A 12,769-nucleotide genomic window follows, 5' to 3' on the forward strand; every position below is an offset into this window, starting at 1 on the left:
ATGCACAAGGCTTTCAACGCCGTCACCTGCCCGGCGTCTGTCCGGTGAGTTCTCGAATTGACCCTAGAGTGGCAACACCAGTGGCAATAACCGCGCGGTGTTGCGCGCATCTTCCAGCGCCCGGTGTTGCTGACCGCTGAACTGCATACCCGCCAGTTGCAGTGCACCGTTGAGGCCCAGCGGGCGCTCGAGGCGTCGGGCCTTGGCGAAACGTTGCTTGAGGTTCATGTGCGGCACGCGGCTCAAGCCGCTGTCGATCTGCAGGCGCTGCCACTCCTGAAGCAATTGCTTGCGGTCGTAATCGCCCCAACTGGCCCAGCCTTCGAGGCGTGACTGATGCTGCGCAAGCCAACGTTCGAACGCCGGCCAGACTTCGTTGAGTGGCTGCGCCGCATCGATATTGGCTTGAGTGATGTGCGTCAGCTCGCGACAAAACGGCGTGAGCAGGGGCCGTCGTGTCGGTTTGACGAAGCGCTGGAAGTGATCCTGCTCGCGCCCGGCACGATCGACCAGCGTGGCGCCGATCTCGATAATTTCCATCTCGGTGACTGGCCAGCCACCCTCGTCGGTAGTGGCTTCCAGATCTATGACCAGCCAGTGGGGCATCGCAGGGTTCCTGATTTCCGCGTTCTGATAATTCAGAGCGTAGCCAAACCCTGCATTTGCGCTCGGCTGACTACTCGACCTGCAACAGAACCTGACGATTTTTTACCTGATCGCCGACCTTGACCTGCACCCGCTTGAGCACGCCGTCGATGCCGGCCTTGAGCGGGTGCTCCATTTTCATTGCCTCCAGCACCACCAGCAATTGACCTTTGCTGACCGGGCTGCCTTCGCTGACCAGTACGTCGACGATGGCACCGTCCATCGGTGCTTTCAAGGTGCCGGAACTGACGCTGGTCTGACTGTCGATCACCGCGTGAGTTCGATCCTCCAGCCGCAGGGCGCCGGGATGGGTGAACAGCCAGAGTTGACCGGCATCGAGTCGATAGGCGTGACGCTGGCGCAAGCCGTCGATTTCCAGCGTCACCGACTGGGTATCGTGGTTGATCAGTTTCAATTCGAGAGTGCGTTCGGCGACCTTCACCTTGAACACGCCTTGCGGTTCAGCAAGCAGTTGCAGGTTCCAGTTCTGAGCGTTGAGACCGAGGTGGTAAAGCAGCGGCACGCTGGCGTTATTGCGCCAACCGGAAAGCGGTTTGCGGTGGATGAGGGCGCTGGTTTGATAAAACAGCACCGCGGCGATGGCCAGATCTTCTTCACTCGGCGCGTATGGATGCAGGCAGGGGTGATCGCTGAAATGCTGCCCGATGAAGGCTGTGCTGAAGTTGCCACTGATGAACTGTGGGTGTTGCAGCACGCTGACCAGCAAGCGCTGATTGCTTTGCACACCGAGCAGCACCGTGTCCTGCACCGCGCGCAGGAGTTTGCGTCGTGCCTCCTCGCGAGTGGCGCCGTGGGCGACCAGTTTGCCGAGCATCGGGTCGTAGAACGGGCTGATCAGTTGCCCTTCGCGCAGGCCATGATCAATGCGTGTGCCGTGTTGCTGCGCCGGCTCCCACGCCGTGATGCGGCCGGTTTGTGGCAGAAAACCCTGTGTTGGGTCTTCGGCATAGAGTCGCACTTCCATTGCATGGCCGCTGAGTTGGACTTGATCCTGAGTCAGCGGCAACGGCTGCCCCTCGGCAACCAACAGTTGCCACGCTACCAGGTCCAACCCGGTGATCAGTTCGGTCACCGGATGTTCGACCTGCAAGCGAGTATTCATCTCCAGAAAATAGAACTGCCCACGCGCATCGAGCAGAAACTCCACGGTGCCAGCGCCGACATAATTCACCGCGCGTCCGGCTTTCAGTGCCGCCTGGCCCATGGCCTGACGCAACTCGGCGGTCATCACCGGGCAGGGCGCTTCTTCGATGACTTTCTGGTGACGCCGCTGTACCGAGCAATCGCGTTCGCCAAGGTAAATCAGGTTGCCCTGATGATCGCCGAACAATTGCACTTCGACGTGACGCGGCTCGATCAACGCCTGTTCGAGGATCAGTTCGTCGCAGCCAAAACCGTTCAATGCTTCTGAACGTGCGGTGCGCAGTTGTGCCGGTAAATCAGCGCCATCGTGGACCAGACGCATGCCGCGACCGCCGCCACCGGCACTGGCCTTGATCATCAACGGGTAGCCGATGCGTTCGGCTTCGCGCAGCAGGGTCGTGTCGTCCTGTTCGGCGCCTTGATAACCGGCGATGCAGGGCACGCCGGCGGCGAGCATGGCGATTTTCGACTGACGTTTGCTGCCCATCAATTCGATGGCTGCGACGCTGGGGCCGATGAAGGTCAAACCGGCTTGTTCGCAGGCGCGGGCGAACTCGGCGTTTTCCGAGAGGAAGCCGTAGCCGGGATGGATGGCGTCGGCGCCGCTGCGACGAGCGGCGTCAAGGATCGCCGGAATATTCAGATACGACTGCTGCACCGGGGACGGGCCAATGTGTACGGCTTGATCGGCCATTTGTACGTGCAGGGCATCGGCGTCGGCGTCGCTGTAGACGGCGACGGTGCGGTAACCCAACGCCTGGGCGGTGCGCTGGATGCGGCAGGCGATTTCACCGCGGTTGGCGATCAGGATTTTATGGAGGGTTGGCATGGTGGGTTTCCTGAGGTTTTGGCGGTGGATGTGGAGGCCTCATCGCGAGCAGGCTCACTCCTACAGGGGAACGCATTTCAAATGTAGGAGTGAGCCTGCTTGCGATGCTTTCAGGTAGCCCACCGCGGTTTACGCTTCTGCACAAAAGCCATGGTGCCCTCGATCCCTTCTTCCCCCGTCACCGCCTCGGCAAACCACAGCGCCGCCTCATCAAGCAGTTCACTCGAAGGCTGCCCGGCACTGGCCAACAACAGTTTCTTGGTCATCGCATTCGCCTGCGGCGCACAACACAGCACATGTTGCAGCACCTCATCCAAACGTTCGGCCAGTGCCTGCGGATCCTGCTCGACAAAATGCACCAGCCCCAGACGTCTTGCCTGATGCCCGTCAAAACGCGCTGCCGTTAGCGCCAACCGACGGGTTTCGGTCAGGCCGATGCGCTGGACCACAAACGGTGCGATCTGCGCCGGCAGCAAACCCAGACTGGTTTCCGGCAGACCGAATTGCGCCTGGTGATCGGCAATGGCGATATCGCTGACACAGGCCAGACCGAAACCACCACCGAGCACTGCGCCTTGCAGCACGGTGATCAGCACTTGCGGCGCGTGCTGCGCCTCTTCCAGCAAAGCACCAAAAGCGCGATTCAAATCACAGTAAGCATCCACACCCTGAGCACGAGCACTGGCCATGTCCTTGATGTCGCCACCGGCACAGAAATGCCCGCCGGCACCGCTGAGCACCAATGCGCGAACGCTGCGGTCATCGCGTACGCAGGCCAGCACCGCGCGCAATTCGCTGACCATCTGCAAGCTCATCGCATTGCGGCTGTCCGGGCGATTGAGGGTGATGTGCAGCACGCCGCCATGCAGTTCCAGTAACAGCGTCTGGCAATCGGGCAGGCTGCTCATTTCTTTTTCCCCGGCAGAATGCCCATCAGTTTGCAGATGATCCCCAGCATGATTTCGTCGGCGCCGCCGCCAATCGACACCAGTCGAACATCGCGATAGGCGCGGGCCACCGGGTTTTCCCACATGAAACCCATGCCGCCCCAATATTGCAGGCAACTGTCGCTGACTTCGCGACCCAGACGCCCGGCCTTGAGCTTGGCCATCGACGCCAGTCGCGTCACGTCCTGGCCTTTCACATACTGCTCGGTGGCCTGATAGACCAGCGCGCGCAGGCATTCGATTTCGGTCTGCAATTCGGCGAGGCGGAAGTGGATCACCTGATTGTCGATCAGCGCATTGCCGAAGGTTTTGCGCTCCTTGCAGTACTCGATGGTGCTGTCGACGCAATACTCGAGACCCTTGATCATGTTCGCTGCGCCGAACAGACGTTCCTCCTGGAACTGCAGCATCTGCATCATGAACCCGGCGCCTTCGTGGCCGACGCGATTGCGTTGCGGCACGCGCACGTCGTCGAAAAATACCTGAGCGGTTTCCGAACTGCGCATGCCCAGTTTGTCCAGGTGCGAACTGAGGCTGATCCCCGGCGTGTTCATCGGCACCATGATCAGCGACTTGTTGATGTGCGGTTTGTCGTCCGAAGTGTTCGCGAGCAGGCAGATGAAATCGGCGCTCGGCGAGTTGGTGATCCACATCTTGCTGCCGTTGATCACGTAGTCGTCACCGTCCTTGCGCGCGGTGGTTTTCAGCCCGGCCACATCAGATCCGGCGCCGACTTCGGAAACGCCGATGCAGCCAACCTGCTCACCAGTGATCGCCGGGCGCAGAAATTCTTCGCGCAACTCATCGGAACCGAAGCGGGCGAGGGCCGGCGTGCACATGTCGGTCTGCACACCGATCGACATCGGAATGCCGCCGCAATGAATAGTGCCGAACTCCTCGGCGGCGACAATCGAATAGCTGTAGTCGAGGCCCATGCCGCCGAATTTTTCCGGTTTGGAAATGCCGAGCAGACCGAGGTCGCCAGCCTTGCGGAAAATCTCGTGGATCGGAAAGCGTCCGGCCTTTTCCCATTCATCGACGTGTGGATTGATCTCGTGCTCGACGAACTGGCGGACGGTACGGCGCAGGGCTTCGTGTTCCGGGGTGAAGATCATTGTTATTGTTCTCCGTAAAATCCGTGACGGTCAGAACCGGCTGACGCCGAAGCTGTTGGGTTGCAACGTGCGAATGTCGGCTTCGTGGCAGATGTCCAGCAAGTAGCCGAGCAGGGTGCGCGTGTCGCGTGGATCGATCAGCCCGTCATCCCACAGGTTGGCGCTGCCGTAAAGGGCGGTGGATTGGCTGTCGAGTTTTTGTGCGGTGACCTGTTCGAGCATGTCGAGCATCTTCGGGTCTGGCGTCAAACCATCTTTGAGCTGCTTGGCTTCGGTGACGATGCGCAAGACTTTGCCGGCCTGCGCGCCGCCCATCACTGCCGTGCGGCTATTCGGCCAGGCGAAGATAAAGCGTGGATCGAGTCCGCGTCCGCACATCGCATAGTTGCCGGCACCGTAAGAGCCGCCGACGACTATCGTCAGTTTAGGCACCCGCGCGTTGGCCACCGCTTGAATCAGTTTCGAGCCGTGCTTGATCACGCCTTGCTGTTCCGATTCGGTGCCGACCATGAAGCCGGTGGTGTTGTGGAAAAACAGCAGCGGGGTCTGGCTCTGGTCGCACAACTGAATGAACTGCGCTGCCTTGCTCGCGCCGTTCGGGGTGATCGGGCCGTTGTTGCCGATGAAACCGCAAGCGCGGCCCTGAATCTTCAATTGACCACAAATTGTCTGTTGGTCGAACTCGCCCTTGAATTCGACGAAGCAGGATTCGTCGGCAATGCGCGCGATGATTTCGCGCACGTCATAAGGCTTTTTCGGATCGTCGGGGATCAACCCGAGCAGTTCTTCGATCGGGTAGAGCGGCTCTTTGTATTGTGGCTCCGGCAGCCACGGCAATTGTTCGTTCCACGGCAACATACGGAGAATTTCACGCACCTGACGCACGCCGTCGGCATCGTTTTCCGCCAGGTATTCAGCCGTGCCGGCAACCTGTGCGTGCATCTCCGCGCCACCAAGTTCTTCATCGGTGGCGACTTCGCCGGTGGCTGCTTTCAACAGTGGCGGGCCGGCCAGAAACAGCTTGGCCTTGCCGCGCACCACCACCACGTAATCCGACAGCCCCGGCTGATAGGCGCCGCCCGCCGTGGCCGAGCCGTGCACAACGGTGATCTGCGGCAAGCCCATCGCTGACATGCGCGCCTGATTGGCAAAACTGCGTGCGCCTTCGACGAAAATGTCCGCTGCGTAATTGAGGTTGGCACCGCCGCTTTCGGCGAGGGTGATCACCGGCAGTTTGTTTTCCTGGGCGATCTGTTGCAGGCGCAGGGATTTTTTCAAGCCGCTTGGCGAAATGGTGCCGCCCTTGATCGCGCTGTTGTTGGCCACGACCATCGCGCGGATGCCGCAGACGTAACCGATGCCGGCAATCAGCCCGCCGCCGGCCGAGCTGCCGTCCTTGTCGTCATGCAATTTGTAGCCGGCGAGGCTGGCCAGTTCGAGGAAGGGTGCACCGGGATCGAGCAACAGGTTCAAGCGTTCGCGGGGCAGCAATTGCCCGCGTTTGTCGAATTTCCCTTTGGCTTCGGCGGCCTTGTTCAGCAGGTTCTGTTCGAGTTGCTGGACGTGTTCGATGGCCGTGAGCATCGCCGCACGGTTGCGCGCAAAAGCCTCGCTGTGCGGGTCGAGTTGGGACTGGATCTGCGGCATGGCTTACTCCTTGTCCTTCAGCACGTCTGGAAGGTAGGCGCGGTGGAAACCATTGAACGATTCGCTGTGAGTCGCCTTGTGCAGCGGCCATGCACGGCTGCCGAGGCTGGCTGCACCATCGATTTTCAAGGTGCTGCCACTGATGAACGCCGCCGCCGGGCTGAGCAGAAACACAATCGCCGCGCTGACTTCCGATTCGGTGCCGATGCGCTTGAGTGGCACATGCTCGCGCAGGGTTGGAATCACCGCTTTGAACGCGCCTTCGTAAGTGTCCATACCGCTGGAGGCGATCCAGCCCGGCGCCACCGCGTTGACCCGCACCCCGGCGTAACCCCATTCGAACGCGGCGGTCTTGGTGAAGTTGTCCATGCCCGACCGCGCCGCACCCGAGTGGCCCATGCCGGGCATGCCGCCCCACATGTCGGCGAGCATGTTGACGATGTTGCCGCCGTGTTTGCTCATCGACTGGTTGAACACTTCCCGCGCCATCAGGAAACCGCCAACGAGGTTGGTGCGCAGCACGGTTTCGAAACCTTTCTGATTGATCGAAGCCAGTGGCGACGGGTATTGGCCGCCAGCATTGTTGACCAGACCGTGGATCGGCCCGTGCTCGGCAATCAGTTCTTTCACTAATTGCTTCACCGCTTCTTCATCGCGGATATCGCAGGCCTTCCAGTGCGCGCGACCCCCGTCTTCGGCGATTTCAGCGGCGACCTTTTGCAGCTTTTCCGGTTTGCGCCCGACCAGCAGCACATTGGCACCAAGCGCCGCCAGTTCATGGGCGGCGCAGCGACCAATGCCGCTGCCACCGCCGGTGACGATGATGGTCTGGCCGCTGAACAGATCGGCATTGAAAATCGACGCGTAAGCCATGCACACCCTCCTCTAGTCGAGCTGTTCGGCGATGCCCTGCGGCACCGGGATCTGGATTTCCAATAGTTGTTGGGCGAAGGCTTTGCCTTGCGGATCGATGCGCAGGCTGGCCACGCCACCGCCGCCGAGTGCGTTTTCCAGGAGAAAGTTGAGGCTGTGGGTGCCGGGCAGATACCAGCGCTCGACCCGGCCATGGATCGGGTCGAGTACATGGCGCATCCAGTCGACGATCACCGCCGGGGTCAGTGCTTCGGCGATCCACGGCAAGTATTCGGGTTTACGTGGCAGCACGCCGATGTTGCTGTGATTGCCCTTGTCTCCGGAGCGCGCCACGGCGAGTTTTACCAAAGGCACGCTGGCATCGGCGCGGCCCTGGGGTTTCGGCGGTTGCTGGGCAATCGGCAAATCTCCGCTGTCGAGTGCCTCCTGCGAGGGCAGGGTGCAAGGATGGCGTTCGCCGGCAATGTCGACTTGCAAGGTGCAGGTGGTTTTCTCGATCAGGAATGAGAACAGGCGGATGAGCGGGTACACCGTTGGCCGTCCCCCGACGATGCCGGTCAGCCCCGGGGCCATGCCGGTCGCGGCTTGGGCAATTTCGCGGGAGAACAGCACCAGCGCCTGTTTGTTCGGGTGGCGCACAGCGATTTTGATCACCACTTCGCGGCTGTCGCGACGCTGGCCATGGGGGCCGTAGGTGGCTTCGCTGCCGAGCAGTTCGATGCTGGTTTCGCTGTAGGCTGGCCAGCCGCGCTGGCTGAACATCTCTGCGGTTTTGTCGATGATTGCCTGGCTGACACGCTGCGCTTTTTCCACCGCATCGATGCCGGCGATCAGGCAACTGGCAGTGCAGCGAAAGCCATCCGGCCAGGTCGCGCTGACTTTGTATCTGTCGCCTGGCGGAAGCCCTTTGGCGCCATGCACATGGACGGCGTTTTTGCCTCGCTGCTGAAGCCTGACTTCAGTGAAATCGCAGACTACATCGGGTAACAGATACGCCTGTGGGTCGCCTATTTCATAGAGCAACTGTTCGCCGACCGTCAGCGGCGTGACCAGTCCACCGGAATTTTCGGGTTTGCTGACGATGAACTGGCCGTCGGCACTGACTTCAACGATCGGAAAACCGATGTGTTCGTAATCCGGAACGTCGCGCCAATCGGTGAAATTGCCACCGGTGCATTGCGCGCCGCATTCGATGATGTGCCCGGCCAGCGCGGCCTGAGCGAGTTTGTCGTAGTCGTGCCACGACCAGCCGAACTCGTGCACCAGTGCCGCGCTGACCACCGCGCTGTCGACCACCCGCCCGGTAATGACAATGTCGGCGTCCAGGCGCAGGGCTTCGACGATCCCCGGTGCGCCGAGGTAGGCGTTGGACGACACGCACATCGGCGGCAGCGGTGCACCGCTGAACATCTCGCGGATGCCACTGAGTTGTTTGAGTTGCGGTTGCAGGTCATCGCCGAGCAGTACGGCGATTTTCAGTGTTACTCCGGCCTTGTCGCAGGCCGCTTGCAATGCGGCGGCGCAGGCAAGTGGATTGACGCCACCGGCGTTGCTGATGACGCGGATATTCTGTTCCGCCAGCTGTGGCAGCAGCGGCGTCAGGACTTCGATGAAGTCGCCGGCGAAACCCGCTTGCGGATCTTTCATGCGTGCGCCGGCCATGATCGACAGGGTGATCTCGGCCAGGTAATCGAACACCAGATAATCCAGGCGCCCCCCGGCCACAAGCTGAGCAGCGGCGGTAGACGTGTCACCCCAGAATGCACTGGCGCATCCGATACGGACGGTGGTTGGCATTTTTATCTCCGACTCAGAAACCTGCGGCAGAAGTGTCTTGAGGCTACCAAGCAAGCGCTTGGTTTGTAAATGGCTAAGATTATCTTCTGCCCAAGCGCTTGCTTGGTCGTCGCTGGCGGCTTAAATTGCGCGCAACCCTGCGGTTTCAGGGGGCAACAGACTGATCGACTGTAGGAGAGAACGGGTGGACGAGCAAAAAGCCCTGAGGGTCATGCGCGAATTGGTCGACGAAGGTCAGTTGACCGACCCGGACAGCGCTCGCGGCAAATTGCTGCAAGTGGCGGCTCACCTGTTCCGTAACAAAGGTTATGAACGCACCACGGTGCGTGATCTGGCCGGCGCAGTCGGTATTCAGTCGGGGAGCATTTTTCATCACTTCAAAAGCAAGGATGAAATTCTCCGCGCGGTGATGGAGGAAACCATCCGCTACAACACCGCGTTGATGCGTGCGGCACTCGCCGAAGCCGGCAATGTGCGCGAGCGCGTGCTGGCGCTGATTCGCTGCGAACTGCAGTCGATCATGGGCGGCAGCGGCGAAGCGATGGCCGTACTGGTTTACGAATGGCGCTCGTTGTCCGAGGACGGTCAGGCCAAAGTCCTGGCATTGCGCGATGTTTATGAAGACCTCTGGCTGCAAGTGCTCGGCGAAGCCAAGGCGCACGGTTTGATCCGCGGCGACGTATTTATTACCCGACGTTTCCTCACTGGCGCGCTGTCCTGGACCACCACCTGGTTCCGTGCCGGCGGTGGCTTGAGCCTTGAGCAACTGGCGGAGGAGGCGTTGATTCTGGTTCTCGAAGAGCGTTGAACGACTTTCTATCCGGCCGGGAAACTGGCTAACTGGGCGAAACCGCCTAGCTTGAATGCAATGATCGGTATTTTTTCGGGGAGTGGGGTGTTTTGAAGTCTTCGCCAAATCGGACGGCCGCGGGTTTTTTGCTCGCCGCTCTGACGGCATCATGCTTGTTGCCTGTCCAGGCAGCGCAACTGGTTCGGGTTGGCGCGGCACACTTCCCGCCCTACACCATTCGCCCGGAAAATGGTGCCGACACCGGTCTGCTGCCACAACTGGTCGAGGCCTTGAACGGGCTGCAAAGCGACTATCAGTTCGTCCTCGTACCGACATCGATTCCGCGACGTTTTGGTGATTTCAAGCAGGGCCGGATCGACATGGCGATCTTCGAGAACCCGGAATGGGGCTGGAAGGATATTCCCCACACCGACGTCGATATGGGCCTTGAAGACGCCGAAATTTTCGTCGCGCAACGCGAAGACGGTCGTCAGCAAAGTTACTTTGCGAGCCTCACCGGCAAGCGTCTGGCGCTGTTCAGCGGGTATCACTACGAATTCGCCAACTTCAACGCGGACCCCAAGTTCCTCGCACAGAACTTCAATGCCACGTTGACCTATTCCCACGACAGCAACCTGCTGATGGTGCTGCGCGGACGCGCCGATATCGCCCTGGTCACCCGCTCGTATCTGAGCGATTACCTGCTGCGTAATGAAAAAGTCCGTGATGAGCTGCTGGTCTCGCAGCGCGTCGATCAGGTCTATCACCACTACGCGATTCTGCGGCCGACCGCGCCGATCAGCGGTGAGGCATTTGCCAGACTGCTCCAGGGGTTGCGCGATAACGGTGAAATGCTGAAGATTTTCGAGCCATACAAGATTGCCGTGGTACCGGTGCCTCACCACTGAGGCACTGATTTCCCTGCAAAGCCTAAATTTCTCATTCCGGATCACGTCCCATCGTTGAACTGTCGACGATTATCGTGAGCCCGACCCATGTCCAATCTGAATGACCTGACTGCCCTTGCGTTGCCTTCGGGCAGTCATCTGATCGCTGATGCCACCGAAAGCCGTCTGAGCCTGAGCCTGGACGGACAACCGCTGATTCGTCTGCGCCTTGATCGTGAGGTCAAAGGGCCGATCCAGATCGATGAGCGTTTTGCCTTGCCGCCAGGGCAAGCGCTGTGGGCCGCCTGTTATTGGTTGTTCGCCCGCGATCCTGACTGCCAGCAATTGACCTGGCAACTGGATCAGCCGCCGACTGAAGCGCTGCTCAGCGGTTTGCTGGCAAGCACTGAAGTGGCCGGCGAATATCGCTGCGAGCGCACGCTGTTCTGGCAACTGCCGCAACCGTGGCTCGGAACCTCGCTGAGCGGCAGCTACCCGCAGCAAATGGTCATCAGCCAGGGCAAGCGCCATCCGCTGCGACCGGTGAAGCCGCGGGGTGAAGTGTATCGGCGTTTCGACGCGTGCCTTGGTGCGTGGATTTCCCTGCGAACGGTGGAGATCGAAGAAGATCTGTCACGTTTCAATCGCTGGCAGAACAGTCCGCGGGTAGCCAGTTTCTGGCAGGAGGAGGGCAGCCTCGAAAAACACCGCGAGTACCTGAGCAAGCTCGATGCCGATCCGCACACGCTGACACTGATCGGCTGTTTCGATGATCAGCCGTTCGCTTATTTCGAAGCCTATTGGGCGAAGGAAGATCGGATTGCGCCGTTCTACGATGCCGACAATTACGATCGCGGCATTCACATGCTGGTGGGCGAAGAAGATCACCGCGGTCCGCACAAAGTGGCGAGCTGGTTATCGGCGCTGGTGCATTACCTGTTTCTCGATGATCCGCGCACCCAGCGTGTGGTCGCCGAGCCCCGCGCCGACAACGCGAAGATGATTGGCCATATGCAGAATCAGTGCTTCCACTGCGAGAAGGAATTCGATTTCCCGCACAAGCGCGCGGCGCTGATGATGCTGGGGCGTGAGCGGTTTTTTGATCGGTGCAAATTGGCCTGAGGTGATTTAAAAGCAAAAGATCGCAGCCTTCGGCAGCTCCTGCAGAGGAATGTATTTCCTGGTAGGAGCTGCCGGAGGCTGCGATCTTTTTCTATCTGGCCATGTGGTCTTAACGACGACCCGCAATCACCGCATCCCGCCGACTGCCCGAGACCTTGCGGCAGTGCACCAGTGCATCACGAATCATGAAGTTGACCAGGGTCGGCGATACGCCGAGTTCCTTGGCGATGTCCTTTTGCGGCACGCCGTGCAGGCGGTACATTTCGAACGCATAGCGAGTGCGGCTGGGCAGTTCGGTCAGCGCGTCGGCGATGTGTTCCAGGGTCGAAAAATTGATGTGTGAGGTTTCCGGCGAAGCACCCTGAATGACCACGTTCAGCCCTTCCTCTTCAGGGCCGGAGTATTTCTGTTCCAGCGCCTGTTTGCGGTAGTGATCGATGGCGAGGTTGCGCACGATCTGGAACAGATAACTCAGTTGGGCCTTGATCGACGAGGTGATCGGCGGTGCCGACTGCAGTCGGAAAAATGCGTCCTGCACCACGTCTTCGGCACGTGAGCGGCAGCCGGTAATGCGGGCTGCAATTTTGACCAGAATCAGTCGATTGTCGACGAATGCCTGAAGTAGCGGTGAATCGCACCTGCTTGTGGATACTTGTTCCGTCATGGAAATCACCTTGCTGCCAAATAGGTTAGTGGGACGCCTGGGGGGACGGGGCCGTCCTACACATCGAGCGACAAATTATGTTGAATGATAATGATTGTCAAATGAGAAAAAGAATTAATGATCCAAATCGGTGCGTTGTGAGAACTGCGACACGCCGCCACACCCCGTCCCCGTTGGCGATCCAGCCTGCCGACTAATTATTTCAAGACGTCATCCGTTCTCATTGGTGAATGGTTCCGGGTACAGAGTCCCGGCCAGACAGCATTCCAGTGCCTTGCGCGGTCGGCGT

11 protein-coding genes are annotated in these 12,769 nt (G+C 59.9%); 3 read left to right on the plus strand and 8 right to left on the minus strand.

Features of this window, described 5'->3' with window-relative positions; all coding sequences use genetic code 11:
* Nucleotides 1-63: 63 nt before the first annotated feature.
* The 7 genes from ACIPIZ_RS11450 to ACIPIZ_RS11480 all read right to left on the minus strand — a co-directional run bounded on the left by ACIPIZ_RS11450 (nucleotide 64) and on the right by ACIPIZ_RS11480 (nucleotide 9,017).
* Complete coding sequence (locus tag ACIPIZ_RS11450) at nucleotides 64-606, minus strand: exonuclease domain-containing protein (protein WP_064391358.1); 543 nt, start codon at nucleotides 604-606, stop codon at nucleotides 64-66.
* 70 nt (nucleotides 607-676) lie between these two features.
* Entirely contained in the window at nucleotides 677-2,638 is a 1,962-nt protein-coding gene (locus ACIPIZ_RS11455) for an acetyl/propionyl/methylcrotonyl-CoA carboxylase subunit alpha (protein ID WP_401165362.1), read from the minus strand.
* A gap of 110 nt (nucleotides 2,639-2,748) precedes the next feature.
* Nucleotides 2,749-3,546, minus strand: a complete 798-nt coding sequence (locus tag ACIPIZ_RS11460) for an enoyl-CoA hydratase/isomerase family protein (protein ID WP_122661630.1) — start codon at nucleotides 3,544-3,546, stop codon at nucleotides 2,749-2,751.
* Nucleotides 3,543-4,700 carry a citronellyl-CoA dehydrogenase gene (gene atuD / locus ACIPIZ_RS11465; protein ID WP_401165363.1) on the minus strand — a complete coding sequence of 386 codons (1,158 nt, stop codon included), beginning with the start codon at nucleotides 4,698-4,700 and terminating at the stop codon, nucleotides 3,543-3,545. Before atuD ends, ACIPIZ_RS11460 begins: the two co-directional genes overlap by 4 nt.
* Before the next feature lie 30 nt (nucleotides 4,701-4,730).
* The gene (gene atuC, locus ACIPIZ_RS11470) at nucleotides 4,731-6,347 is read right to left on the minus strand and encodes a geranyl-CoA carboxylase subunit beta (RefSeq protein WP_253482464.1); all 1,617 of its coding nucleotides are present in this window, start codon (nucleotides 6,345-6,347) and stop codon (nucleotides 4,731-4,733) included.
* A 3-nt stretch (nucleotides 6,348-6,350) separates the two neighbouring features.
* On the minus strand, nucleotides 6,351-7,220 hold the full coding sequence (locus ACIPIZ_RS11475) for an SDR family oxidoreductase (protein ID WP_401165365.1): 870 nt from the start codon (nucleotides 7,218-7,220) through the stop codon (nucleotides 6,351-6,353).
* A gap of 12 nt (nucleotides 7,221-7,232) precedes the next feature.
* Nucleotides 7,233-9,017 carry an acyclic terpene utilization AtuA family protein gene (locus ACIPIZ_RS11480; RefSeq protein WP_253482467.1) on the minus strand — a complete coding sequence of 595 codons (1,785 nt, stop codon included), beginning with the start codon at nucleotides 9,015-9,017 and terminating at the stop codon, nucleotides 7,233-7,235.
* Nucleotides 9,018-9,201: 184 nt separating this feature from the next.
* Here ACIPIZ_RS11480 and ACIPIZ_RS11485 point away from each other — a divergent pair, with 184 nt between their 5' ends.
* The 3 genes from ACIPIZ_RS11485 (at nucleotide 9,202) to ACIPIZ_RS11495 (ending at nucleotide 11,816) form a co-directional block, all read left to right on the plus strand.
* Complete coding sequence (locus ACIPIZ_RS11485) at nucleotides 9,202-9,825, plus strand: TetR/AcrR family transcriptional regulator (RefSeq protein ID WP_064391351.1); 624 nt, start codon at nucleotides 9,202-9,204, stop codon at nucleotides 9,823-9,825.
* Nucleotides 9,826-9,917: 92 nt separating this feature from the next.
* A complete protein-coding gene (locus ACIPIZ_RS11490) occupies nucleotides 9,918-10,715 on the plus strand; it encodes a substrate-binding periplasmic protein (RefSeq protein WP_401165368.1) in 798 nt (265 codons plus the stop codon).
* An 87-nt stretch (nucleotides 10,716-10,802) separates the two neighbouring features.
* The gene (locus ACIPIZ_RS11495; RefSeq protein WP_401165370.1) at nucleotides 10,803-11,816 is read left to right on the plus strand and encodes a GNAT family N-acetyltransferase; all 1,014 of its coding nucleotides are present in this window, start codon (nucleotides 10,803-10,805) and stop codon (nucleotides 11,814-11,816) included.
* Between the two features lie 109 nt (nucleotides 11,817-11,925).
* Here ACIPIZ_RS11495 and ACIPIZ_RS11500 read toward each other — a convergent pair whose 3' ends face one another.
* On the minus strand, nucleotides 11,926-12,480 hold the full coding sequence (locus tag ACIPIZ_RS11500) for an RNA polymerase factor sigma-70 (protein ID WP_008088195.1): 555 nt from the start codon (nucleotides 12,478-12,480) through the stop codon (nucleotides 11,926-11,928).
* Nucleotides 12,481-12,769 lie beyond the last annotated feature (289 nt).

Source organism: Pseudomonas sp. NPDC087690 (assembly GCF_044743175.1).
Taxonomy (GTDB): Bacteria; Pseudomonadota; Gammaproteobacteria; order Pseudomonadales; family Pseudomonadaceae; genus Aquipseudomonas.

Coding starts and splice junctions, on each gene's coding strand:
- atuD (WP_401165363.1), bottom strand. CDS start 4,700: ATGATCTTCACCCCGGAACACGAAGCCCTGCGCCGTACCGTCCGCCAG.
- ACIPIZ_RS11495 (WP_401165370.1), top strand. CDS start 10,803: ATGTCCAATCTGAATGACCTGACTGCCCTTGCGTTGCCTTCGGGCAGT.
- ACIPIZ_RS11460 (WP_122661630.1), bottom strand. CDS start 3,546: ATGAGCAGCCTGCCCGATTGCCAGACGCTGTTACTGGAACTGCATGGC.
- ACIPIZ_RS11475 (WP_401165365.1), bottom strand. CDS start 7,220: ATGGCTTACGCGTCGATTTTCAATGCCGATCTGTTCAGCGGCCAGACC.
- ACIPIZ_RS11455 (WP_401165362.1), bottom strand. CDS start 2,638: ATGCCAACCCTCCATAAAATCCTGATCGCCAACCGCGGTGAAATCGCC.
- ACIPIZ_RS11480 (WP_253482467.1), bottom strand. CDS start 9,017: ATGCCAACCACCGTCCGTATCGGATGCGCCAGTGCATTCTGGGGTGAC.
- ACIPIZ_RS11450 (WP_064391358.1), bottom strand. CDS start 606: ATGCCCCACTGGCTGGTCATAGATCTGGAAGCCACTACCGACGAGGGT.
- atuC (WP_253482464.1), bottom strand. CDS start 6,347: ATGCCGCAGATCCAGTCCCAACTCGACCCGCACAGCGAGGCTTTTGCG.
- ACIPIZ_RS11500 (WP_008088195.1), bottom strand. CDS start 12,480: ATGACGGAACAAGTATCCACAAGCAGGTGCGATTCACCGCTACTTCAG.